Origin of the sequence: Citrobacter sp. Ca225 (genome assembly GCF_030337175.1) — a bacterium.
In the GTDB taxonomy this organism is placed as follows: domain Bacteria; phylum Pseudomonadota; class Gammaproteobacteria; order Enterobacterales; family Enterobacteriaceae; genus Citrobacter_A; species Citrobacter_A amalonaticus.
Genome location: NZ_JAOWCD010000100.1, coordinates 303,315 through 325,534 on the forward strand (window position 1 = coordinate 303,315; position 22,220 = coordinate 325,534).

Annotated in this window: 26 protein-coding genes; 16 read left to right on the plus strand and 10 right to left on the minus strand. The window is 51.3% G+C overall.

Going from position 1 to position 22,220, the window contains the following annotated elements; all coding sequences use genetic code 11:
- Positions 1–6: 6 nt before the first annotated feature.
- The 9 genes from grxB (at position 7) to OGW13_RS22215 (ending at position 6,209) form a co-directional block, all read left to right on the plus strand.
- Positions 7–654 (plus strand): glutaredoxin 2, encoded by a 648-nt coding sequence (gene grxB / locus OGW13_RS22175; protein WP_043001010.1) that lies wholly within the window; start codon positions 7–9, stop codon positions 652–654.
- A 130-nt stretch (positions 655–784) separates the two neighbouring features.
- Complete coding sequence (locus OGW13_RS22180) at positions 785–1,345, plus strand: lipoprotein (RefSeq protein ID WP_043001011.1); 561 nt, start codon at positions 785–787, stop codon at positions 1,343–1,345.
- A 102-nt stretch (positions 1,346–1,447) separates the two neighbouring features.
- Positions 1,448–2,494: a dihydroorotase gene (gene pyrC, locus OGW13_RS22185; protein WP_043001012.1), complete on the plus strand. Its 1,047-nt coding sequence runs from the start codon at positions 1,448–1,450 to the stop codon at positions 2,492–2,494.
- 76 nt (positions 2,495–2,570) lie between these two features.
- The gene (gene dinI, locus OGW13_RS22190) at positions 2,571–2,816 is read left to right on the plus strand and encodes a DNA damage-inducible protein I (protein WP_054176593.1); all 246 of its coding nucleotides are present in this window, start codon (positions 2,571–2,573) and stop codon (positions 2,814–2,816) included.
- A gap of 333 nt (positions 2,817–3,149) precedes the next feature.
- On the plus strand, positions 3,150–3,404 hold the full coding sequence (bssS, locus tag OGW13_RS22195; RefSeq protein ID WP_043001951.1) for a biofilm formation regulator BssS: 255 nt from the start codon (positions 3,150–3,152) through the stop codon (positions 3,402–3,404).
- A 115-nt stretch (positions 3,405–3,519) separates the two neighbouring features.
- Entirely contained in the window at positions 3,520–4,641 is a 1,122-nt protein-coding gene (solA, locus tag OGW13_RS22200) for an N-methyl-L-tryptophan oxidase (RefSeq protein ID WP_054176592.1), read from the plus strand.
- 46 nt (positions 4,642–4,687) lie between these two features.
- Positions 4,688–4,801 carry a YceO family protein gene (locus tag OGW13_RS22205; protein ID WP_044258036.1) on the plus strand — a complete coding sequence of 38 codons (114 nt, stop codon included), beginning with the start codon at positions 4,688–4,690 and terminating at the stop codon, positions 4,799–4,801.
- 263 nt (positions 4,802–5,064) lie between these two features.
- Positions 5,065–5,637, plus strand: a complete 573-nt coding sequence (locus OGW13_RS22210) for a cytochrome b (RefSeq protein ID WP_044258037.1) — start codon at positions 5,065–5,067, stop codon at positions 5,635–5,637.
- The gene (locus OGW13_RS22215; RefSeq protein ID WP_043001016.1) at positions 5,634–6,209 is read left to right on the plus strand and encodes a YceI family protein; all 576 of its coding nucleotides are present in this window, start codon (positions 5,634–5,636) and stop codon (positions 6,207–6,209) included. Before OGW13_RS22210 ends, OGW13_RS22215 begins: the two co-directional genes overlap by 4 nt.
- Before the next feature lie 51 nt (positions 6,210–6,260).
- On the opposite strand, the gene trhO is transcribed toward OGW13_RS22215, so the two are convergent.
- On the minus strand, positions 6,261–7,313 hold the full coding sequence (gene trhO, locus OGW13_RS22220; protein ID WP_044258040.1) for an oxygen-dependent tRNA uridine(34) hydroxylase TrhO: 1,053 nt from the start codon (positions 7,311–7,313) through the stop codon (positions 6,261–6,263).
- Positions 7,314–7,536: 223 nt separating this feature from the next.
- Here trhO and OGW13_RS22225 point away from each other — a divergent pair, with 223 nt between their 5' ends.
- The 3 genes from OGW13_RS22225 to OGW13_RS22235 all read left to right on the plus strand — a co-directional run bounded on the left by OGW13_RS22225 (position 7,537) and on the right by OGW13_RS22235 (position 10,293).
- Entirely contained in the window at positions 7,537–8,457 is a 921-nt protein-coding gene (locus tag OGW13_RS22225; RefSeq protein WP_043001018.1) for a Kdo(2)-lipid IV(A) acyltransferase, read from the plus strand.
- A 159-nt stretch (positions 8,458–8,616) separates the two neighbouring features.
- Positions 8,617–9,837, plus strand: coding sequence for a multidrug efflux MFS transporter MdtG (mdtG, locus tag OGW13_RS22230; protein WP_043001019.1), 1,221 nt, complete (start codon positions 8,617–8,619; stop codon positions 9,835–9,837).
- An 81-nt stretch (positions 9,838–9,918) separates the two neighbouring features.
- A complete protein-coding gene (locus OGW13_RS22235; RefSeq protein WP_043001020.1) occupies positions 9,919–10,293 on the plus strand; it encodes a MysB family protein in 375 nt (124 codons plus the stop codon).
- On the opposite strand, the gene OGW13_RS22240 is transcribed toward OGW13_RS22235, so the two are convergent.
- The 3 genes from OGW13_RS22240 to mdoG form a co-directional block, all read right to left on the minus strand.
- Positions 10,294–10,533: a YceK/YidQ family lipoprotein gene (locus OGW13_RS22240; RefSeq protein ID WP_192927005.1), complete on the minus strand. Its 240-nt coding sequence runs from the start codon at positions 10,531–10,533 to the stop codon at positions 10,294–10,296.
- Between the two features lie 72 nt (positions 10,534–10,605).
- The gene (gene mdoH / locus OGW13_RS22245; protein ID WP_043001021.1) at positions 10,606–13,134 is read right to left on the minus strand and encodes a glucans biosynthesis glucosyltransferase MdoH; all 2,529 of its coding nucleotides are present in this window, start codon (positions 13,132–13,134) and stop codon (positions 10,606–10,608) included.
- Complete coding sequence (mdoG, locus tag OGW13_RS22250) at positions 13,127–14,662, minus strand: glucans biosynthesis protein MdoG (protein ID WP_080343312.1); 1,536 nt, start codon at positions 14,660–14,662, stop codon at positions 13,127–13,129. Before mdoG ends, mdoH begins: the two co-directional genes overlap by 8 nt.
- 280 nt (positions 14,663–14,942) lie before the next feature.
- On the opposite strand from mdoG, the gene mdoC reads away from it, so the two are divergent.
- Positions 14,943–16,103, plus strand: a complete 1,161-nt coding sequence (gene mdoC / locus OGW13_RS22255) for a glucans biosynthesis protein MdoC (protein ID WP_054176591.1) — start codon at positions 14,943–14,945, stop codon at positions 16,101–16,103.
- 14 nt (positions 16,104–16,117) lie between these two features.
- Here mdoC and OGW13_RS22260 read toward each other — a convergent pair whose 3' ends face one another.
- The 6 genes from OGW13_RS22260 to csgB all read right to left on the minus strand — a co-directional run bounded on the left by OGW13_RS22260 (position 16,118) and on the right by csgB (position 19,965).
- Positions 16,118–17,599: a phospholipase D family protein gene (locus OGW13_RS22260; protein WP_044266054.1), complete on the minus strand. Its 1,482-nt coding sequence runs from the start codon at positions 17,597–17,599 to the stop codon at positions 16,118–16,120.
- Positions 17,541–18,074, minus strand: a complete 534-nt coding sequence (gene ymdB / locus OGW13_RS22265) for an O-acetyl-ADP-ribose deacetylase (RefSeq protein WP_058587917.1) — start codon at positions 18,072–18,074, stop codon at positions 17,541–17,543. The genes OGW13_RS22260 and ymdB overlap by 59 nt, the downstream gene beginning before the upstream one ends.
- 89 nt (positions 18,075–18,163) lie before the next feature.
- Positions 18,164–18,487 (minus strand): YmdA family protein, encoded by a 324-nt coding sequence (locus tag OGW13_RS22270; RefSeq protein WP_043001025.1) that lies wholly within the window; start codon positions 18,485–18,487, stop codon positions 18,164–18,166.
- 145 nt (positions 18,488–18,632) lie between these two features.
- On the minus strand, positions 18,633–18,965 hold the full coding sequence (gene csgC / locus OGW13_RS22275) for a curli assembly chaperone CsgC (RefSeq protein WP_043001026.1): 333 nt from the start codon (positions 18,963–18,965) through the stop codon (positions 18,633–18,635).
- A 60-nt stretch (positions 18,966–19,025) separates the two neighbouring features.
- On the minus strand, positions 19,026–19,469 hold the full coding sequence (csgA, locus tag OGW13_RS22280) for a curli major subunit CsgA (protein WP_287116487.1): 444 nt from the start codon (positions 19,467–19,469) through the stop codon (positions 19,026–19,028).
- A gap of 40 nt (positions 19,470–19,509) precedes the next feature.
- Positions 19,510–19,965: a curli minor subunit CsgB gene (gene csgB, locus OGW13_RS22285; protein WP_043001954.1), complete on the minus strand. Its 456-nt coding sequence runs from the start codon at positions 19,963–19,965 to the stop codon at positions 19,510–19,512.
- Between the two features lie 762 nt (positions 19,966–20,727).
- On the opposite strand from csgB, the gene csgD reads away from it, so the two are divergent.
- Genes csgD through csgF form a run of 3 tightly spaced genes read left to right on the plus strand, consistent with a single transcriptional unit; the run spans position 20,728 to position 22,215 of the window.
- Positions 20,728–21,378: a biofilm master transcriptional regulator CsgD gene (gene csgD / locus OGW13_RS22290; protein WP_287116488.1), complete on the plus strand. Its 651-nt coding sequence runs from the start codon at positions 20,728–20,730 to the stop codon at positions 21,376–21,378.
- A 4-nt stretch (positions 21,379–21,382) separates the two neighbouring features.
- Entirely contained in the window at positions 21,383–21,772 is a 390-nt protein-coding gene (gene csgE / locus OGW13_RS22295; RefSeq protein ID WP_043001029.1) for a curli production assembly/transport protein CsgE, read from the plus strand.
- 26 nt (positions 21,773–21,798) lie between these two features.
- Positions 21,799–22,215, plus strand: coding sequence for a curli production assembly/transport protein CsgF (gene csgF, locus OGW13_RS22300; protein ID WP_044258050.1), 417 nt, complete (start codon positions 21,799–21,801; stop codon positions 22,213–22,215).
- Positions 22,216–22,220: the final 5 nt, after the last annotated feature.

Consider the following 22,220-nt stretch of genomic DNA (forward strand, 5'->3'; position numbering starts at 1 on the left):
AGAAACGTGAAGCTTTATATTTACGATCACTGCCCTTTCTGCATCAAAGCCCGCATGATTTTTGGCCTCAAAAACATCCCCGTCGAACTGATTGTCCTGGCCAACGACGATGACGAAACCCCAACCCGAATGATTGGCCAGAAAATGGTGCCCATTCTGCAAAAAGACGACAGCCGCTATCTACCGGAAAGCATGGACATCGTCCATTACGTCGATCAACTGGATGGCAAACCGCTGCTCACCGGCAAGAAAAATCCTGCTATTGACGAGTGGCTGCGCAAAGTGAACAGCTACGCCAATCACCTGCTGCTGCCGCGTTTTGCAAAATCTGCGTTTGATGAGTTTTCCACCCCTTCGGCACGCAAATACTTTACTGAGAAAAAAGAGGCGATGATTGGCAGTTTTGCCGACCATCTTGCCCATTCCGCTGGCCTGACCAAAAAAATCAGTGAGGATTTGCGCACACTGGATAAGCGCATTGTGCAACCCAATGGTGTAAACGGTGAGCTTTCCGAAGACGACATCCAGTTATTTCCCCTGTTGCGTAATCTGACACTGGTGGCCGGTATCAACTGGCCGACACGGGTTGCTGACTATCGCGACAATATGGCGAAACAGACGCAGATCAATCTGTTATCATCAATGGCGATTTAACGTTTACCGGCGGTGGCTGAGTCATACAGGCTGCCGCTTTTTTCAGTTTTTTCTACTGGCGAAGTTCGCGCTGGTGACACATGCTGCGTTATGTCAGGATTAAGACGATCGCATCGTGTAGAGGAACCCCATGAAGAAGATTTTTTTTGCTGCCGCGTTGATAGTTGGCGGCCTGTTGACCGGCTGTAATCAGCTCACACAGTACACCGTAAGCGAACAAGAAATTAATCAGGCGCTCGAAAAACGCAACAACTTTGCCAAAGATATCGGGCTTCCGGGCGTTGCCGATGCGCATATCGTCCTCAATAACCTCTCCAGCCAGATCGGTCGTGAAGAACCGAACAAAGTGACGCTGACCGGCGATGCAAAGCTGGATATGAATTCGCTGTTTGGCAGTCAGAAAGCAACCATTAAGCTAAAACTGAAAGCGCTGCCAGTCTTTAATAAAGAAAAGGGGGCCATCTTCCTGCAGGAAATGGAAGTGGTGGATGCCACCGTGACGCCGGAAAAAATGCAGTCAGTGCTGCAAACCCTGATGCCTTATCTCAATCAATCACTGCGTAATTACTTTAACCAGCAGCCAGCGTATGTCCTGCGCGAAGACAGCAGCAAAGGCGAAGCGCTGGCGAAAAAGTACGCCAAAGGCATTGAGGTGAAGCCGGGCGAAATCATCATCCCGTTCACCGATTAAATGACAAAGGCGCTGCGGCGCCTTTTTTTACGTGCAAACGAAAACGTTTCCCCTTATCCTTTGTTTCCGGCAAAAATGACATCCCCCAGCCGGAGCATATTGATGACAGCACCCTCCCAGGTTTTAAAGATCCGCCGCCCAGATGACTGGCACCTTCACCTTCGCGACGGCGAAATGTTAAAAACGGTCGTGCCGTATACCAGCGATGTTTATGCACGTGCGATTGTGATGCCTAACCTGGCGCCGCCGATCACTACGGTAGATGCGGCAATTGCCTACCGCCAGCGCATCCTTGATGCGGTCCCTGCCGGACATTCCTTCACGCCGCTGATGACCTGCTATTTAACGGACACGTTGGATCCCGCTGAACTGGAACGCGGCTTTCGCGAAGGCGTGTTCACCGCTGCCAAACTCTATCCGGCAAACGCCACTACCAACTCCAGTCACGGGGTCACCTCCATTGATGCGATCATGCCAGTACTTGAACGCATGGAAAAACTCGGGATGCCGCTGCTGGTGCATGGCGAAGTCACCCACGCCGATATCGATATTTTTGACCGTGAAGCGCGCTTTATTGAGACGGTGATGGAGCCTCTGCGCCAGCGCCTGCCTGGGCTGAAAGTGGTCTTTGAGCACATCACTACCAAAGATGCGGCGGAGTATGTCCGTGACGGTAATGAATTATTGGCTGCGACGATTACACCGCAGCACCTGATGTTTAACCGTAACCATATGCTGGTTGGCGGTATTCGCCCACACCTCTACTGCCTGCCAATTCTGAAACGCAATGTCCACCAGCACGCTCTGCGTGAGCTGGTTGCCAGTGGCTTTGAGCGTGCCTTCCTCGGCACCGATTCGGCCCCACATGCCCGTCATCGTAAGGAATCGAGCTGTGGCTGCGCGGGATGTTTTAACGCGCCAACGGCACTGGCGAGTTACGCGAGCGTGTTTGAAGAGATGAATGCCCTGGCGCACTTTGAAGCGTTTTGTTCACTGAACGGTCCGCGATTCTACGGCCTGCCGGTCAATGACACTTTCGTTGAACTGGTACGTGAAGAGCAGCAGGTACCGGAGAGCATCGCGCTGACCGACGATACGCTGGTGCCGTTCCTCGGGGGCGAAACGGTACGCTGGACGATTAAAAAGTAAAAAAAATCGATGCCGCCTGTTGTAACCTGGCCAGGATAACTGTATAAATAACCAGTATATTCAACAGGGGGCCATTATGCGTATTGAAGTCACCATTGCTAAAACTTCACCTTTACCTGCCGGTGCTATTGACGCCCTGGCAGGTGAACTCTCCCGCCGTATTACTCACCACTTTCCCGATAACGGCGGTAACGTGACCGTTCGTTATGCCGCTGCGAATAATTTGTCCGTGATTGGCGCGACGAAAGAAGATAAAGAACGGATCAGCGAAATTCTTCAGGAAACCTGGGAAAGCGCTGACGACTGGTTCATTAAAGAATAAAAATGCTATGCCGTAGTCTCTTTGCCGGGTCGCCCCGGCTTTTTTCTCTCATCTTTAAGGCAATCTTTTTTGCGGCATCATTTAGTATTCTCCGTTGCCTTCGGAATTGATTATATTTTCACCAGTCACTCAAAATTATTGCACAACATACTTAAAAAGAATGAACAAGATGGTGATTAATTACTCACAAATTCTTAATTTGCAGAAATTTATGCTCCCCCCTCTTTAAAATCTCAGTGAATACCCTTATTTATTGATATACTGAAGTTGCTTCAGATAAAAACGCATTGAACCTCGAAAACCGTTGTCTTGTAACACGAATTAGGGGGCATGATGGAAAAGAATAATGAAGTCATTCAGACTCATCCGCTTGTGGGATGGGACATCAGCACCGTAGATAGCTATGACGCGCTGATGCTGCGTTTGCACTACCAGACTCCAAATCGTCCCGAAACCGATGGTACAGAGGTCGGTCAAACGCTCTGGTTAACCACCGATGTTGCCAGACAATTTATTTCGATATTAGAAGCCGGCATAGCCAAAATCGAATCCGGCGATTACCAGGCCAACGAATACCGTCGGCATTAACGAGACGGACATTCTCATTTAAAAAGGCACCTTCGGGGTGCCTTTGCTATTTCTGGGTTGTATTACGCATTTCACTTATTTACTCTGCATCAAACGCGACAGCAGAGAGAAACTGATGAAATACGACTTAATCATTATAGGCAGCGGGTCCGTTGGGGCAGCCGCAGGTTATTATGCCACTCGCGCCGGGTTAAACGTTCTGATGACCGACGCGCATATGCCACCGCATCAACAGGGTAGTCATCACGGCGACACCCGGTTGATCCGCCACGCCTATGGCGAAGGTGAAAAATACGTTCCGCTGGTGCTGCGTGCGCAGGCGCTATGGGACGAACTCTCCACGCAAAATGAAGAGCCGATTTTCGTCCGCTCCGGCGTTATCAATCTTGGCCCCGCCGGTTCGCCCTTCCTGGCAAACGTCGCGCACAGCGCAAAACAGTGGCAACTGAACGTTGAACAACTGGATGCCGCCGCCATCATGGCGCGCTGGCCCGAAATCCGCGTACCTGCAGACTACACCGGCCTGTTCGAAGCTGATTCCGGTTTTTTACGCAGTGAACTGGCGATCAAAACCTGGATCCGTCTGGCAGAAGAAGCAGGATGCGCTCAACTCTTCAACTGCCCGGTCACAGCCATTCACCATGATGATGACGGCGGGGTCACTGTGGAAACCGCTGACGGCGATTACAGCGCGAAGAAAGCGCTGGTGAGCGCCGGTACCTGGGTTCAGGCTTTGTTCCCCGAGCTTCCCATCCAGCCGGTACGAAAAGTGTTTGCCTGGTACCAGGCCGATGGCCGCTATAGCATCAAGAATAAGTTTCCTGCCTTCACCGGTGAGTTGCCCAACGGCGATCAATACTACGGCTTCCCGGCGGAGAACGACGAACTGAAAATCGGTAAGCACAACGGCGGGCAACTTATCCACGCCGAAGCTGAACGCAAACCGTTTGCCAGCGTCGCCAGCGATGGATCTGAAGCATTCCCGTTCCTGCGCAATATCCTTCCGGGAGTGGGTTGCTGTCTGCACGGTGCGGCCTGCACCTACGACAACTCGCCGGATGAAGATTTTATCATCGACACGCTGCCCGGCCATGACAACACGCTGATCGTGACCGGGCTGAGTGGTCACGGCTTTAAATTTGCCTCCGTATTGGGTGAAATTGCCGCTGACTTTGCCCAGGAAAAGCCATCCGCTTTTGACCTGACGCCGTTCAGACTCTCCCGATTTACGGCATAATCGTTAAATGGCCTCGTAATGAGGCCTTTTTAATGGTGATTACAATATGCGTCGTCTGTTTCTTTATCTGGTCAACAATATTCGCGAGCATTTTATGCTCTACGTTATTTTATGGTCGCTGCTGGCGATTCTTGATGTTATTTATATCCTGTGTTACTGAGCCATCGGCATTGACAAATACTGACAAAAACTGAAAGTTATCTAATTTTTGTTTTGTTTTTTTGAATGACAAAACCCATCCCCTACCCCCCCACAAACCGTCATAAATCGGTCATTTCTGACGAATCCGTTGAATCAAAATCTACACTTAATACAAAATTATTGAATCAACGTTAAATCTCTCTCCCGGTGTTATTTTTTAGTTGCATTTATGTCTCTGTCAGGCCATTTTCATTCAATCCTGAAATATGAAATGGAATTTTTATGCAATTTTCAAATACGCCTCAACGGTATGGTTTTATTTCCGCCATGCTTCACTGGCTAACCGCGTTGGTGGTCTACGGGATGTTTGCACTCGGTCTCTGGATGGTGACGTTGAGCTATTACGACGGCTGGTATCACCAGGGACCGGAATTGCACAAAAGCATCGGGATCCTGCTGATGATGGGCCTGGTCGTTCGGGTCATCTGGCGTCTGATCTCGCCACCGCCGAAAGCGCTGAAAAGCTATTCGGCCCTGACCCGTGCTGGCGCAGCGTTGGGCCATCTCGCGCTATATCTGCTGCTGTTTAGCATTGTCATCAGCGGTTATCTGATCTCGACGGCGGACGGTAAACCGATCAGCGTTTTCGGCTGGTTTGATGTCCCGGCCACCTTCGCGGATGCTGGCGTTCAGGCCGATCTCGCCGGAAGCGTACACCTGTGGCTGGCCTGGACCGTCGTTATTCTTTCCATTCTGCATGGCCTGATGGCCTTTAAACACCACTTTATCGATAAAGACGACACCCTGAATCGCATGTTGGGTAAGTCGTCATCTGACTATGGAGCTCAAAAATGAAAAAAAGCCTGCTGGGTTTAACTCTCGCCTCTCTGCTGTTCACCACCGGTTCTGCCATCGCGGCGGATTATAAAATTGACAAAGAAGGACAACATGCCTTTGTTAATTTCCGTATTCAGCACCTGGGATACAGCTGGTTGTACGGCACGTTCAAAGACTTCGACGGAACCTTTACCTTTGATGAAAAGGATCCCGCCGCCGATAAAGTGAATGTGACGATCAACACCAACAGCGTGGATACCAATCACGCCGAGCGTGATAAACACCTTCGCAGCGCTGATTTCCTCAATGTCGCGAAATTCCCGCAGGCGACCTTCACCTCCACCAGCGTGAAAAAAGACGGTGACGAACTGGATATCACCGGGAATCTGACGCTAAACGGCGTAACAAAGCCGGTGACGCTGGAAGCGAAGATGATCGGTCAGGGTGACGATCCGTGGGGGGGTAAACGCGCAGGCTTCGAAGCCGAAGGTAAAATCAAGCTGAAGGATTTCAACATCACCACCGATCTGGGTCCTGCCTCGCAGGAAGTGGAGTTGATTATCTCAGTTGAAGGCGTACAGCAGAAGTAAACGAGGAATGATGCCGGATGGCGATGTTGTCGCCGCCATCCGGCCACACCATTACTCGGCAGGATCCGGAATACCCAGTTTCGTATTCAGTCGTCCACGCGACTTGTTGAAGATTTTATTGCCGTTCTCGCGTCCTGCGCGCAGGCGACGTTGCTCTTCTTCAGGTAATGCGCTCTCTTCGCAACAGATCTCGCTACAGCAGCCGTTGTACTTTTGCGCACATGCCGGGCACTGAATAAACAGCAGATGGCAGCCGTCATTTTTACAGTTGGTGTGGCTGTCGCACGGCGCGCCGCATTGATGACAATGCGCAATCACCTCATCTGAAATACGCTCACCCATGCGCTCATCAAACACAAAGTTTTTGCCGATGAAACGTACCGGTAACCCCTGCTCGCGGGCCTTGCGTGCATATTCAATGATACCGCCTTCAATGTGCCACACTTTACTGAAGCCATTGTGCTTCATCCAGGCGCTGGCTTTTTCGCAGCGAATACCGCCGGTACAGTACATCACAATCTTTTTATCTTTGTGTTCCTGCATCATTTCGACCGCTTTGGGTAACTGCTCGCGGAACGTGTCGGCCGGGATTTCCAGCGCGTTCTCAAAATGGCCCACTTCGTATTCGTAGTGGTTACGCATATCAATGAACAGCGCATCCGGGTCGTCGAGCATCGCGTTCACTTCCGCGGCCTTGAGATAGTCGCCGACATCGCTGGCATCAAAACTCGGGTCCTCAATGCCATCCGCCACAATCCGCTCACGCACTTTCATTCGCAGCACCCAGAAGGATTTCCCGTCATCTTCCAGCGCAATGTTCAGACGCACGCCGTCAAGTGCCGGATCAAAGGCGTACAGCTGCTGGCGGAACGTCTCTACCTGACTTTGCGGTACGCTGATTTGGGCGTTAATCCCTTCATGCGCCAGATAGATGCGACCGAAAACATTCAGCGCGGTTAACTTTTGATACAACGCATCGCGTGTGGCCTGCGGGTCTGCGATGGTAAAATATTTGTAGAACGAAATGGTCGTGCGCGGCTCAGTTTCAGCCAACATCCGGGCTTTGAGGGCATCATTGGAAATACGGTTATGTAACACTGGCATGGTGTACGGGTCCTGCGGCAGGTGAAATCAGAATCGGCGGCATCATATAGCAATCCGCGCCAATTTACATCCATACATTTTGCGCTACATTTCTTTCTTCAAACTAAAAAATTAACAACATTTGCTGAATTTATCGCCATTCCGGAGCCACAAATTTTTTCTGACGGCGAAAAAATGCAACAATACAGATAATTGCCCGTTTAAGGTATACAACAGGAAAGACATGACGAATTTACCTAAGTTCTCCGCAGCACTACTGCATCCACGGTATTGGTTAACCTGGCTCGGTATTGGCGCACTTTGGTTGGTCGTGCAGTTGCCCTATCCGATACTCTATCGCCTTGGTCATATGATCGGTCACCTGGCGTATCGTCTGATGAAGCGGCGGACGAAAATTGCATATCGTAACCTCGAGCTCTGTTTCCCTGAAATGAGTGAGCGTGACCGCCATGCGATGGTGGTTAAAAATTTTGAATCCGTCGGTATGGGCCTGCTGGAAACCGGGATGGCCTGGTTCTGGTCCGATCGTCGCATTGCCCGCTGGACCGAAGTGATCGGCATGGAGCATATTCGTGACGTTCAGGCTCAGCAGCGCGGTATTTTGCTGGTGGGGCTGCACTTTTTAACCCTGGAACTCGGTGCGCGTCAGTTCGGTTTGCAGGAACCTGGCATCGGCGTTTATCGCCCGAATGATAATCCCTTGATCGACTGGCTCCAGACCTGGGGTCGTATGCGCTCAAACAAATCCATGCTCGATCGCAAGGATCTGAAAGGGATGATTAAGGCGCTGAAGAAAGGCGAAGTGGTCTGGTATGCGCCGGACCACGATTATGGCCCGCGCGCCAGCGTGTTCGTCCCGCTTTTTGCCGTTGAACAAGCAGCCACCACCTCCGGCACCTGGATGTTGGCGCGAATGTCTAATGCCTGCCTGGTGCCGTTTGTACCGCGTCGCAAGCCCGATGGCAAAGGCTACCAGCTGATTATGTTACCGCCAGAATGTTCACCGCCGCTGGATGACGCAGAGACCACCGCCGCCTGGATGAACAAGATTGTTGAGAAGTGCATCATGATGGCGCCAGAACAGTACATGTGGCTACATCGCCGCTTCAAAACACGTCCTGCTGGCGTACCTACCCGTTATTAAATCCTGCATAGCAGCCCCTTTTGGGCTGCTTTCTCACCGTTTTTAGCGATAAAAGCTCCCCACATTGCGACCCTCTGCATCCAGGCGCATAATGAATATGCTTAATTTATATTCGTTTTTTGCCCGATCGCGCCAACAGCGCATCACACGCGGATCGCTATGTCACCCTCTGATACTCCCATAAACTGGAAACGTAATCTCACTGTCACCTGGCTCGGCTGTTTCTTAACCGGCGCCGCATTTAGCCTGGTGATGCCATTTTTACCACTTTATGTCGAACAACTCGGCGTAACGGGCCACAGTGCGCTCAACATGTGGTCCGGACTGGTCTTTAGTATTACGTTTCTTTTCTCTGCGATCGCCTCTCCCTTCTGGGGCGGGCTTGCCGACCGTAAAGGCAGAAAGATTATGCTGCTGCGCTCTGCGCTGGGGATGGCAATAGTGATGCTGCTAATGGGCCTTGCGCAGAATATCTGGCAGTTTCTGGTGCTGCGCGCGCTGCTCGGGTTGCTGGGCGGATTCATTCCCAACGCCAACGCCCTCATCGCCACCCAGGTTCCACGCAATAAAAGCGGTTGGGCGCTGGGAACGCTCTCTACCGGCGGCGTCAGCGGTGCATTACTCGGCCCGTTAGCGGGCGGCCTGCTTGCCGACCAGTACGGCCTGCGCCCGGTTTTCTTCATCACCGCGACGGTACTGCTGATCTGTTTCTTACTGACGCTGTTTTTTATTCGCGAAAACTTCAAACCCATCAGCAAGAAAGAGATGCTGCGCGTCCGGGAAGTGGTTGCTACGCTTAAAAACCCGAAACTGGTGCTGAGCCTGTTCGTCACCACGCTGATTATTCAGGTCGCGACCGGTTCCATTGCACCGATTTTGACCCTCTATGTGCGGGAGCTGGCGGGTAACGTCAGCAATATTGCGTTTATTAGCGGGATGATTGCCTCCGTACCTGGCGTCGCCGCATTGCTCAGTGCGCCAAGATTAGGCAAGCTGGGCGACCGTATCGGACCGGAGAAAATCCTCATTGTGGCGCTAATCTTCTCCGTTCTGCTGCTGATCCCGATGTCTTTTGTGCAGACCCCGTGGCAACTGGCGGTACTGCGCTTTTTACTGGGCGCTGCCGACGGCGCGCTGCTGCCGGCGGTACAAACGCTGCTGGTCTATAACTCCACAAACCAAATCGCCGGGCGCATCTTTAGTTATAACCAGTCGTTCCGCGATATCGGCAACGTCACCGGCCCGCTCATGGGAGCAGCGATTTCCGCTAACTACGGCTTCCGTGCCGTCTTCCTGGTCACTGCCGGGGTGGTATTGTTTAACGCCATTTATTCCTGGAACAGCCTGCGCCGTCGTGCTCTCACGCGAACAGCGGGATGATTTTTCAGCATTCATACTTGCATAACCGGAGAATCAGCTATTCTTTCCCTGATTACCTCATCAAATCAAAGGGAGACTCAGATGACCATGTATGCAACGCTGGAAGAAGCCATTGACTCAGCCCGTGAAGAATTTATGGCGGACCATCCTGAGCTTGAACAGGACGAAGCCAATGTACAGCAGTTCAACGTGCAGAAGTACGTGCTACAGGATGGCGACATCATGTGGCAGGTCGAGTTTTTTGCCGATGAAGGCGAAGAAGGCGAGTGCCTGCCGATGCTCAGTGGCGAGGCCGCGCAAAGTGTCTTTGACGGCGACTATGATGAGATAGAGATCCGCCAGGAGTGGCTGGAAGAGAATACACTGCATGAATGGGATGAAGGCGAATTTCAGCTTGAGCCCCCGCTGGATACCGAAGAGGGTCAAACCGCAGCCGATGAATGGGATGAACGGTAATTACTCGTAAGGGCCGTGATGCATGTCCAGCGGCAACAGCAGCGTGTCAAACACCAGCGAGAACGGCAGATCGAGGATAGTGACATAACGCCATGCTGAATCCCGGACATCCCACTGCACTCCCGGATAGTACTGGTTGCCATGCCCCTGTCCGGGGATTGTCCGGCTGATAATGCTGCCGCACCCGCTTAACAGCATCACCATGATGCCCACCGCTACGATTCGCACGTGATACCTCATTAATCGTTTTCTTCAGTATAAAAAAATACCGGCGCAAGCCGGTATTTTTCAGATGATTTCGCCGGGTGGCGCTTACGGCGTCTTCAGCGTCTGTGGGTTCAGGGTGATACCCTGATAATAACTCACCCACGATGAATACTTCTCTGGCGAATTCCAGACACGATAGTGCAAACGCGCCATCGTCACCGGATCGCTTAGCAGTACCAGACGACGGTCGCGATTCAGTTTTTCCGGGGTCTCGTTCAGCGCCTGCTCAACGTGACGATCGCGGGCAATCTCCAGTACCTGGCTTGCACGGTGACGTGCCGTCGCCATCGCAGTGGCCAGCGCGTTAAACGATGGGTTAAACACCGCGTGCATGAAGCCATCGTCAAGCGAGCGGTTGCGGTTCATCACCAGATACTTGTCGGTATCCACCAGCACCTGCGGCGGCGAATATTCTTCCGGGATCAGGAACAGCTTCCAGCGTTTGGTACGCAAACCGACCGTTGAACGGCTGGAGATCACCGAAACAAACGGTGACAGGATCAGCGAGAAGACAATCGGTGCCAGCCAGAACAGGAAACGCAGATCCAGCCACGCCATACCGACCGCCCATACCAGACCCAGCAGCAGTTGCGAACCATGACGCATAAACGCTTCGCCCCACGGCGTAGAGTCATCGTCACGCTGCGGCGAGTTCCACACCACTTCCCAGCCCAGGAAGGCGCTCACCACGAAGACGGTGTGGAACAACATACGCACCGGCGCCAGCAAGACGGAGAACAACACCTCCAGCAGCAGCGACAGCGTTACGCGAATAAAACCACCGTACTCTTTGGTGCCTTTACACCAGATGAGCAGAATACTCAGCAACTTCGGCAGGAACAGCAGCACCATTGTCGAGGCAAACAGGGCTATCGCCAGTTCAGGACGCCACTGCGGCCAGACCGGGAACAGCTGGCGCGGTTGCAGGAAGTATTGCGGCTCGGTAAGCGCATGGACTACCTGCAGCGCGGTCGACAGCGCGAGGAACATAAACCACAGCGGCGCGGAGAGATAAGACATCACCCCGGTCAGGAACACGGCGCGGTGAACCGGATGCATCCCTTTTACAAGGAACAGACGGAAGTTCATCAGGTTGCCATGACACCAGCGCCGGTCACGCTTCAGCTCATCCAGCAGGTTCGGCGGAAGTTCTTCATAGGAACCGGGCAGATCGTAAGCAATCCACACGCCCCACCCGGCTCGACGCATTAATGCCGCTTCCACGAAGTCGTGCGACAGGATGGAACCGGCGAAAGAGCCTTCACCCGGCAGCGGCGCCAGCGCACAGTGTTCGATAAACGGCTTCACGCGGATGATGGCGTTGTGCCCCCAGTAATGGGACTCACCCAACTGCCAGAAGTGCAAACCCGCGGTGAACAGCGGTCCGTATACGCGCGTCGCAAACTGCTGACAGCGCGCATACAAGGTGTCCATGCCGGACGCCTTCGGCGATGACTGAATGATCCCGGCGTTCGGGTTCGCTTCCATCAGACGCACCAGACCACTCAGACACTCACCGGTCATCACCGAGTCAGCATCCAGCACCACCATGTAACTGTACTGGCTGCCCCAGCGACGGCAGAAGTCATCAATGTTACCGCTTTTACGCTTCACACGACGGCGACGACGGCGATAGAAAATCTGTCCTTCGCCCTGCACTTCTGCAATCAGCTCCATCCACGCCTTTTGTTCAGCAACGCAGATATCGGGGTTGTAGCTGTCGCTAAGAATATAGACATCGAAATGTTCGCCGTTGCCGGTCGCTTTTACTGATTCCCATGTCGCGCGCAGGCCAGCAAAAACACGATCAACGTCTTCATTACAGATAGGCATAATCAGCGCGGTACGGTGCTGCGGATTCAGCGGTTCGTCACCGACCGTTGACGCCGAAATACTGTACTTATCGCGACCAATCAGCAGTTGCAGGAAGCCCATCAACGCGGTCCAGAACCCGGCGGAAACCCAGCAGAACAGCACCGCAAAGAGGATTAAAATACCGGTTTGCAGCATGTACGGCAGCAACTGCATGAAGGAGACCCACAGGTCCTGCCCAACCATATCCGCCGGATTGATCAGCGCCCAGCCCTGATACGGCAGAATCGTCTTCATGTACCAGGTCGCGACGACCGTCTGCGCCAGCGTCAGCAGCAGCAGCGTATAGCGACGAAGGGTGCCAACGGTACGCCACTTCTGCTCGCTTTCCTGTTCTTCTTTCGTCAGACGCGCGAGATAGCGCGGCGTAACGTCACGTCCACGCAGACGATCCCAGAAACGCCCAACCGGGTTGGTGCGCCAGGGATCGGGAAACATCGAAGAACGTTTGGCTTTAGGCATTGCCTGAAGCTGATCGCGCCCTTCGTCATCTTTGATCAACTGCCCTTCGCCCAGCGAGTCTGGCCAGGCTTGTTGCAGACGCGCTTTGACAGAACCCTGCGGTGAATCGTCTTCTCGCGAGTAACGGCGATGCTCGGCATCCAGCGCTTCATGCACTGCGCGGATGTCAGTTGTCGGCAATGCCGCTTTCTCGATCTCCGAGAGCGGCATGGCGTCAATGTACTCAGTTGTCTTATTCATTGGCAGGTAACTGGTAGCTCCAGGTTTCACTCAACGTCTGATCGGCATTGACTAATGCCGCACGCATTTCAGTGGTTTTCTTCACATCTTTCACTTTCACGCGCATCGTCATACGCCAACCTTTGGTGATCGGGTTGTAACGGACTGTTGTTTCCACGATCTCGCCGTTGTCGCCAATGCTGGTTTGCGCGGTGACCGGGGTATCCTGCGGCAGTTTTTTCATGTCCGTGCCGGTGAAGTCCACCACGAAGGCGATCGTGCCGTCAGGCTGGCGAATGAGATTAGACTGTTTGACATCGCCGGTTGAACGACGCGTCTGCTGCACCCAGGCGTTATCTGGCGCATGAAGTTTGTCTTCATCGCGGCTGAACGTCAGGGTGTATTTAAAGTTCATCTCTTTGCCAGGCTCAGGCAGTTGATCCGGCGTCCAGTAAGCGACGATGTTATCGTTGGTTTCGTCATTGGTCGGGATTTCAACCAGTTCAATCTTACCCTTGCCCCACTCGCCTTTCGGTGTAATCCAGGCGCTTGGGCGCAGATCGTAACGGTCGTCGAGATCTTCAAAGCGAGAGAACTGACGGCCGCGCTGGAGCAGACCAAACCCTTGCGGGTTTTCCATCGCAAAACTGCTCACCGCGAGGTGTTTCGGGTTATTCAGCGGACGCCAGATCCATTCACCGTTGCCGGCATGAATCGACAAACCGTTGGAGTCATGCAGTTCCGGACGATAGTTCGTCGCCGGTGAAGGCTGGTTTGGCCCATACAGGAACATACTGGTTAACGGCGCCACGCCCAGTTTACCCACCTTATCGCGCAGGTAGACTTTCGACTGCACGTCGACAACGGTGTCACGCCCAGGGATTATCACAAAACGATAGGCCCCGGTCGCACGCGGAGAGTCCAGTAAGGCATAAATCGTCAGGCGCTTGTCAGTTGGTTTTGGACGTTCGATCCAGAACTCACGGAAGCGGGGAAATTCTTCACCTGAAGGCAGCGCGGTATCAATAGCCAGACCGCGCGCAGAAAGGCCATACACCTGACCGGCCCCCAGGACGCGGAAGTAGCTTGCGCCAAGCATGCTGACGATTTCATCGTTTTTGTCTTTGCTGTTGATCGGGTACAACACTTTGAAACCCGCAAAGCCGAGATCTTTTACCGTGTCTTTATCATGCTGAACGTCGCCGAAATTGAAGTAGTCCGGGCTGTATTTGATTCTTTTAACCGTAGTTGCCGTGACTTCATTGATTTTGACCGGCGTGTCGAAGTACATACCCTGGTGGTAGAACTCGAGCTTGAATGGGGTCTTAAGATTACTCCAGTATGCTTTGTCGCGATTAAACTGGATCTGCTGATAGTCCGCATATTTCATGTCGCGGAAAACGGAGGGCAAGTTACTTTTTGGCGCCTCATAGCCTTTACCGGCTAAGGATTGAGCTTGCTTTGCAACATCATCGATGGAGAAGGCCCAGGCCGACGACGTGTACAGCGTTAACATAACTGCCGCACCCAACCAACGCATTTTCATCATTTGTGGTTTATGTTTCATAATTAGTAAGCACTTCCCCCTTTGTGTGCTTATATCGATCCGATCTATTTTAATGGATAATCAGGCATTAGGACAACTGAATCCCTGCATTGTTCAGCACGCTGGCTCATGGTTTAGACGCCTCGCCGGGCCCTTTTTCACTTTGCGTGCTTATCCTGGAGACAGGTCGTTGTACTTGGTGTAGGGTTGCCACCGACTGTAACGAGTAAACGCCTTACCGATAAGACGATTAGTCTGAGAATCTGAGAATACGAAAACCTTTATGAATCCCGTACCCGCACAGCGTGAATATTTTCTTGACTCCATCCGCGCCTGGCTGATGTTGTTGGGTATTCCCTTCCATATCTCATTGATCTATTCCGGCCATACCTGGCATGTGAACAGCGCCGAGCCCTCATGGTGGCTGACTCTGTTTAACGATTTTATCCATTCATTCCGGATGCAGGTCTTTTTCGTTATTTCCGGTTATTTTTCGTACATGTTATTCCTGCGTTATCCATTGAAACGCTGGTGGAAAGTACGCGTTGAGCGCGTAGGCATTCCGATGCTTACGGCTATTCCCCTGCTGACATTGCCGCAATTTATTATGCTGCAATACGTCAAAGGAAAAGCCGACAGTTGGCAAACGCTCTCACTGTATGAAAAATACAACACGCTGGCCTGGGAATTAATTTCTCATCTGTGGTTTTTACTGGTTCTGGTGGTATTAACAACCGTCAGTCTGTGGATATTTACCCGGATGCGAAAAAACCTGGTGAAAGCGGAAAAAAAACGGCTGGCCGCCGTGTCGATGGGCAAACTGACGCTCATCTTCTTCTTACTGGGTATTGGTTATGCGGTGATACGGCGGACGCTGTTCATTGTTTACCCACCCATTCTTAGCGACGGCTTGTTTAATTTCGTGGTGATGCAAACGCTTTTTTATGTGCCTTTCTTTATGCTGGGTGCGCTGGCCTTTATCTCACCTGAGCTTAAAGCGCTTTTCACCACCCCTTCCCGGGGATGTACGCTGGCGGCGGCTTTCGCTTTCATCGCCTATTTGCTGAATCAGCGCTACGGCAGTGGCGATGCATGGATGTACGAAACGGAATATGTCATCACCATGGTGCTAGGATTATGGATGGTCAATGTGGTGTTTTCTCTCGGCCACCGTTTACTCAATTTCCAGTCAGCCCGCGTCACCTATTTTGTGAATGCGTCACTGTTTATTTATCTGGTACACCATCCGTTAACACTGTTTTTCGGCGCCTATATTACGCCACATATTACCTCGAATCTGTTGGGCTTTATCTGCGGGCTGATCTTTGTGGTTGGCATCGCACTGGTATTGTATGAGATTCATTTGCGCATTCCGCTGCTTAAATTCCTGTTCTCCGGCAAACCGCCGGTCAGACAGGAACAAAGCAAAAAAGTGACCGGCTAATACCTGCGACCACGTTAAAGCAGCCACTCGACAGGCAATAGCGTCGCCAGTCGCACCAGAACCCGCTTCCAGAATCCTGTGGCGGGTTCTTTTTTTAACACCAGTTCTTCGTCCTGCTGCCGATCCACCCAGTTAATTCGCCCCCAGCGATCGAGGCGTAATTGCCAGGCCGCATCGCGTTGACTCTCAATGAACCGGTTATGGATAAGCGTCGCCAGCGTCTCGCTTTCAATCACAAATCCCATTTCCGTGTTCAGCAACGTGGAACGGGGATCAAAATTCAGTGAACCAATAAACACCTTACGCCCGTCAATACTGAACGTTTTGGCATGCAGGCTGGAACCGGAGTTCCCCGTAAGCCCCCTGTCGTGCAGTACCACCTGACGTTCACGGGTCGGCTTCAGTTCATAGAGCTCGACACCATAACGCAGTAGTTTCTTCCGCCAGCGCGCATATCCGGCATGTACCACCGCGACATCATTGGCGGCTAATGAATTGGTGAGAATCGCAATTTTGACGCCTTTACGCACCAGTTTCAGCAACTGCGCGACGCCTGCACGGGTCGGGACAAAATAGGCAGAAATAATGTCAATCCGCTCCGTCGGCGAACCCATCACGTCAAACAGTCGTTGTGGCAGTAAAGAGTGGCGCTGCGCTTTCCCCTGGCCTTTTAAGGGATCGTCACTTAACAGCCGGGTCTTCGCCCAGATAAGCGGTAGCGTTCCGCGATCGAGATGGGTCATAAACGGGCTGGTTTTCAGTTTATGCTGATATCGACGGGTGATGGGATCGTTGTACCAGGCGTCGGGTAGCTCAATGCGTTCGGTGATCTCTTGCTCGGAAAGTGCCAGTACCGATTTCAACGTCGAAACCGACGCGCAATGCCAGTAGCGTTCAAAATCCTCAGCAACCTCCCTGACGACGGGTCCGATGGCCATCACGTCCAGATCGGAGAACAGCGGCTCCTCGCCCGCGCCAAAATAGGCATCGCCAATGTTTCGCCCGCCCACCAGGGTGACAACACCGTCTGCGGTATAGCTTTTGTTATGCATCCGTCGGTTTAGCCTGGCGAAATCGGTCAGATAACCCAGCATCCGTAGCATGCGAAAAGAGAAAGGATTAAACAGGCGAACTTCAATGTTGGGATGGGCATCGAGCAGTTGCAGAGTGTCATCCAGCCCTGGCGTGTTGTTGTCATCAAGCAACAGGCGCACATGGACACCACGTTTCGCCGCCGCCAGAAGAACAGCGAACAGCAGTCGCCCGGACATGTCGTCTTCCCAGATATAGTACTGAACATCCAGCGTGCGCTCCGCCATTTCCGCCAGCCGGTAACGGGCGGCAAAGGCGTCCAGACTGTTATCGAGCGCAAGAATGCCGCACTCTCCGGGGTGATTGTCGCACAGAGGACGCGTGGCGCGGGCGAGGCGAGTCAGCTCATTCATCGCCTTGTTGGGTAAGTAGACGCTGGTAGAGTCGGGTTGTTTCGTCATCATAACAGACAAAGTATATCTGCTCAGGCAAAGCGCGGCGGGTAATAAATTCCGAAACGGTTTTTAGCGCAATTTCAGCGGCGGCGGCTCGCGGATAGCCGTAAACTCCGGTACTGATTGCCGGAAAGGCAATGGACGCGTAGCCATTGGCCAGCGCCAGATTCAGGCTATTAACGTACGCATCCTGTAGCAGTTGCGCTTCGTTATGCTCGCCGCCACGCCAGACCGGGCCGACGGTATGAATGACCGCTTTAGCGGGGAGGTTTCCGGCAAGCGTGATCACCGCATGGCCCGTCGGGCACTCGCCCTGCTGCTGTCTGACTTTCATGCAGGCTTCCAGTAAGGCGGGGCCCGCAGCGCGATGGATTGCCCCATCAACACCTCCGCCCCCCATCAGCGAGGCGTTAGCGGCATTGACGATGACATCAACCGCGACCGTGGTGATATCCCCCTGGATAACATGAATACGCGATTCCATAGAACCTCCTTGCGTCACTCTATTCTGTAAGTGTACAGCAGGGGATACCCTGAAATCGCTTTTTTCGTCTGTTTGTCTGAATGACCTGTTTAGCGGTAGCTGATGTCCATCACCGCCAGTTTTTTCTTCTCATCCAGATAGTGCAAGTTAACTGCGGCGATCTGCTTGAAGTGTTGTGGTGCTTTTAGCAGTTCCTGGGGTGAGTAATAGCGGGTTTGCGTGCGCCCCGTGTTATAGCACGACATTGCAAGGCGTTGTTGCTCCAGACTCACATTGCAGGGCGGTTCTACGATTTGACCGGTGAAATGAATCACCCCGCCCTGTCCTCCCGCATCCGCCATTGCGGTAAAAGAAAACAGGGCAAGAAGCGCGAGCAGCGGAAGGCTTGTTTTACGCGTGACAGATAACAGCATGATGCTTTCCTCAATGAGTATTCATCCTTGAGGGGTGATGTATTCCCTGACGGCGACAGGCCCGGGAGTCACGCATTCCGCGTCACTCTATTCATAGTTCAGCCACCTCGCTTCTGCCAGCATCGACGCATTAATTGTCAGTCAGTTATGACGATTTCACAGAGGGCGGCCACTGTTGCGATAAATGCAGAGACTGGCCGTCAGAAACCGTAACCACGATTTTGACGGTGTCTTGTGCAGAGATATTTAAACTGAGTCTGGTCAAATCAATGGCCTGATTAGCGGGCAGAGACAGGGTCTTTTTCTGTCGTGACTGACTTTGCCCCGCCACACCGTCACGAAGGGCTAAAATCTGCACCTGGCACACACAGGGTTGTGTCAGGGTGACCTGCGGCGTAATTGTGTAAATGTCGCCTTGCTGGGTGGTTGCAAACGTTATCTGATTAGAGAGCGCCGCAAGGAGTAATAAGGTGTTCATGATGTCCTCCCGAAAAAAAACAGGGCTTTCGCCCTGTTTATCGTCAGCACATAAACTGAATTAGTACTGATTAGCGGTGGCGTTGTTGCCAAAACCAACCTGATGCACCAGAACGCTGGAATCGGACGCAGTCTGGTTCACCAGCGCGGCGTTATGTCCACCATACTGGCTCACAGTAATGTCCGAATTTTTGCCGTTCCACTGATCGATGGTGGCGTTGTTTTTGAAGCCGTTTTGAGTCAGATCGATGGTGCTGTTATCTGAGCCCTGGCCCACGTCGGCGCCGTTACCAAAGCCATTCTGATGAATGGTCGTATCAGATTTACGAGCGTCGCTTTGCAGCGCAAGCGCGGCGTTGTTGACCCCTGACTGATAAATGCTCAGGGTCGATTCCGGGCCGGAACTGCTCCCGCCGCCGCCGCCGCCCCATTGCGGAACAGAACCAGCCAGAGCACTGCCAGAAACCACGATTGCTGCAAATGCTGCCACTTGTAAAAGTTTCATGGTAAACCCCCATCGGATTGATTTAAGCGTCGTCAATGGATTAGCGTTGAATAACGCGAATTGCCATTTGCGACTGTCTCTGCACTACAACTGCTGTTTTTTGCGTACCATACTGAGTAATATTTGCTTTATTTCCAGAACCTTTCTGGATAATCATCGCAGTATTACCGTAATTACTTTGCGATATACTGGCATCATTGGAATGACCCGACTGAGCAACATACGCAAAATTATAAGCTCCTGATTGGTCAACTTTGGCCCGGTTACTTCCACCTTCTTGTGAAACTACCGACAAAAGTTTAGAGCCCTCCTGGCGTATCTTTGCACTATTATTCGTGCCCACTTGACCAATAATGGCTGCCTGATTAAATGAAGACTTACTTAATTCATTTACCGCAAAGTTATATTCGGAATGCGCTAAATCATAACTTGTTGCGGAAGCAATTCCAGGCGCACCCAGTACTGTTAACATCATAAATAACAATTTGTTTTTCATGTTGTCACCCTGGACCTGGTCGCACATCGAGAAAATAACGTTCTCATCAATTTACCTGTTAACGCTAAACGTAATTTGTTAACGTCGCGTTACGATGAAGAGTATGTCTGCGGAAACATTTTAAATAACTCACCCGCCAGTGGTATTTTTATATTTTCGCTCACACCAAAGTACTAAGCAGGGCAGGAATAGCCTGTTATTTGCGCTTATTTTATTTTCTTCACGATTATCGGTAGTGCTTTTTCTCGCCGTCAGTCAGCAGGCTGTAAAGTGGACTTTCCAGGCTATGTTGTACGCTCGAAGAAGAGAGAGATGAGCAAGTCGTGACAAGGCTCGTTTTTTTCGTCATCAAAATGCACGACGCCGGCGAATGTCATCACTGAGCAATTCCCACACCGATGAAGTACCAGAGCGAATTGTGTTTATTACTTTACATTCAATGAATTAATATAATTTGTATGATTTTTTAAATCTGTGCAATAAAGGCTGGATGTACAACTTTACTATCAAATCTAAACTTAAAAAAAGCCTTAAGATAACAAATTAATATATATTTTTACATTTTGTTACATGTTTAACACTTGCTTTAAGATTTGTAATGGCTAGATTGAAATCAGTTGTAGTTCATTTGTATTAATATTTGCCCCGTTCGGGCTGATTCTTATTTTACTACACACAGCAGTGCAACATCTGTCAGTACTTCTGGTGCCTCATTTCTGCAGGCAACTGTCAGATGTGCGACTAAAAAAGTGGGGTTTCATCATGTTTAATGAATTCCATAGTATTCATGGTCATACATTATTGTTGATCACCAAACCATCCCTGCAAGCTACAGCATTATTGCAGCATTTAAAACAATCTCTGGCCCTCTCCGGAAAACTGCATAATATTCAGCGTTCTCTGGATGATATCTCCTCCAGCTGCATTGTTTTAGTCGATATGATGGAAGCGAATAAAAAGCTCATCCATTACTGGCAGGATAACTTAAGTCGGAAAAACAATAATTTAAAGACGTTATTGTTGAACACGCCTGATGATTATCCCTACCGGGATATTGAAAACTGGCCGCATATCAATGGCGTTTTTTACGTAGCGGATGACGAAGAGCGTGTCGTAAACGGTTTGCAAGGAATCCTGCGGGGAGAATGTTACTTCTCACAGAAACTGGCCAGTTATCTGATCACTCACTCAGGTAATTATCGCTACAACAGCAGTGAGTCAGCCCTCCTGACTCATCGCGAAAAAGAGATCCTGAATAAGCTGCGTATCGGCGCCTCTAATATCGAAATCGCACGTTCACTGTTTATCAGTGAAAACACGGTCAAAACGCATCTTTATAATCTTTTCAAAAAGATAGCTGTCAAAAACCGTACCCAGGCGGTTTCGTGGGCAAATGATAACCTCAGGCGATAACGCCATGAAACGCTATTTAACCTGGCTTGCAGCGGCGCAGTTGCTGTTCGCTGCCAGCACGACGCAGGCTGTAGAAGTTGAAGTTCCTGGGCTCTTAACTGACCACACGGTTTCGTCTATTGGCCACGATTTTTATCGTGCGTTTAGCGACAAATGGGAAAGTGATTATCCAGGCAATTTGACCATCAATGAGCGACCCAGTGCACGTTGGGGAAGTTGGATCACAATAACGGTTAATCAGGACGTTATATTCCAGACTTTTTTATTTCCAACGAAAAGAGACTTCGAAAAAACTGTTGTCTTCGCGCTGGCACAAACTGAGGATGCCTTAAACCGACGGCAAATAGATAAAACACTATTGAGCACCGGCGATTTAACGCATGACGAATTCTAAAAAGTGATTTTTGTCCGGAGGCTGTAATGCGTGTCAAACATGCAGTAGTAGTACTCATGCTTATTTCGCCATTAAGTTGGGCCGGAAATATGACCTTCCAGTTCCGTAACCCTAATTTTGGTGGAAATCCCAATAACGGTTCTTTTTTACTGAATAGCGCCCAGGCGCAAAACTCTTATAAAGATCCCAGTTATAACGACGATTACGGAATTGAAACTCCCTCCGCGTTGGATAACTTCACTCAGGCCATTCAGTCACAAATATTAGGTGGGCTGTTGACCAATATTAACACGGGGAAACCCGGCAGGATGGTGACCAATGATTTCATTGTGGACATTGCTAACCGGGATGGTCAGTTGCAGCTAAACGTCACGGACAGGAAAACGGGCAAAACATCGACGATCGAAGTGTCGGGTTTACAGTCGCAATCTACCGATTTCTAAGTACC

Bases quoted from the DNA above. Each gene is read 5' to 3' on its own strand.
- OGW13_RS22180 (WP_043001011.1), top strand. From the start codon at position 785: ATGAAGAAGATTTTTTTTGCTGCCGCGTTGATAGTTGGCGGCCTGTTG.
- ymdB (WP_058587917.1), bottom strand. From the start codon at position 18,074: ATGGAATCGCGTATTCATGTTATCCAGGGGGATATCACCACGGTCGCG.
- trhO (WP_044258040.1), bottom strand. From the start codon at position 7,313: ATGCCAGTGTTACATAACCGTATTTCCAATGATGCCCTCAAAGCCCGG.
- solA (WP_054176592.1), top strand. From the start codon at position 3,520: ATGAAATACGACTTAATCATTATAGGCAGCGGGTCCGTTGGGGCAGCC.
- OGW13_RS22270 (WP_043001025.1), bottom strand. From the start codon at position 18,487: ATGCTGTTATCTGTCACGCGTAAAACAAGCCTTCCGCTGCTCGCGCTT.
- OGW13_RS22215 (WP_043001016.1), top strand. From the start codon at position 5,634: ATGAAAAAAAGCCTGCTGGGTTTAACTCTCGCCTCTCTGCTGTTCACC.
- mdoH (WP_043001021.1), bottom strand. From the start codon at position 13,134: ATGAATAAGACAACTGAGTACATTGACGCCATGCCGCTCTCGGAGATC.
- csgF (WP_044258050.1), top strand. From the start codon at position 21,799: ATGCGTGTCAAACATGCAGTAGTAGTACTCATGCTTATTTCGCCATTA.
- OGW13_RS22210 (WP_044258037.1), top strand. From the start codon at position 5,065: ATGCAATTTTCAAATACGCCTCAACGGTATGGTTTTATTTCCGCCATG.
- mdoG (WP_080343312.1), bottom strand. From the start codon at position 14,662: ATGATGAAAATGCGTTGGTTGGGTGCGGCAGTTATGTTAACGCTGTAC.
- OGW13_RS22240 (WP_192927005.1), bottom strand. From the start codon at position 10,533: ATGAGGTATCACGTGCGAATCGTAGCGGTGGGCATCATGGTGATGCTG.
- mdtG (WP_043001019.1), top strand. From the start codon at position 8,617: ATGTCACCCTCTGATACTCCCATAAACTGGAAACGTAATCTCACTGTC.
- csgC (WP_043001026.1), bottom strand. From the start codon at position 18,965: ATGAACACCTTATTACTCCTTGCGGCGCTCTCTAATCAGATAACGTTT.
- csgB (WP_043001954.1), bottom strand. From the start codon at position 19,965: ATGAAAAACAAATTGTTATTTATGATGTTAACAGTACTGGGTGCGCCT.
- csgA (WP_287116487.1), bottom strand. From the start codon at position 19,469: ATGAAACTTTTACAAGTGGCAGCATTTGCAGCAATCGTGGTTTCTGGC.
- OGW13_RS22235 (WP_043001020.1), top strand. From the start codon at position 9,919: ATGACCATGTATGCAACGCTGGAAGAAGCCATTGACTCAGCCCGTGAA.
- OGW13_RS22205 (WP_044258036.1), top strand. From the start codon at position 4,688: ATGCGTCGTCTGTTTCTTTATCTGGTCAACAATATTCGCGAGCATTTT.
- pyrC (WP_043001012.1), top strand. From the start codon at position 1,448: ATGACAGCACCCTCCCAGGTTTTAAAGATCCGCCGCCCAGATGACTGG.
- OGW13_RS22225 (WP_043001018.1), top strand. From the start codon at position 7,537: ATGACGAATTTACCTAAGTTCTCCGCAGCACTACTGCATCCACGGTAT.
- mdoC (WP_054176591.1), top strand. From the start codon at position 14,943: ATGAATCCCGTACCCGCACAGCGTGAATATTTTCTTGACTCCATCCGC.
- csgD (WP_287116488.1), top strand. From the start codon at position 20,728: ATGTTTAATGAATTCCATAGTATTCATGGTCATACATTATTGTTGATC.
- csgE (WP_043001029.1), top strand. From the start codon at position 21,383: ATGAAACGCTATTTAACCTGGCTTGCAGCGGCGCAGTTGCTGTTCGCT.
- bssS (WP_043001951.1), top strand. From the start codon at position 3,150: ATGGAAAAGAATAATGAAGTCATTCAGACTCATCCGCTTGTGGGATGG.
- dinI (WP_054176593.1), top strand. From the start codon at position 2,571: ATGCGTATTGAAGTCACCATTGCTAAAACTTCACCTTTACCTGCCGGT.
- OGW13_RS22260 (WP_044266054.1), bottom strand. From the start codon at position 17,599: ATGATGACGAAACAACCCGACTCTACCAGCGTCTACTTACCCAACAAG.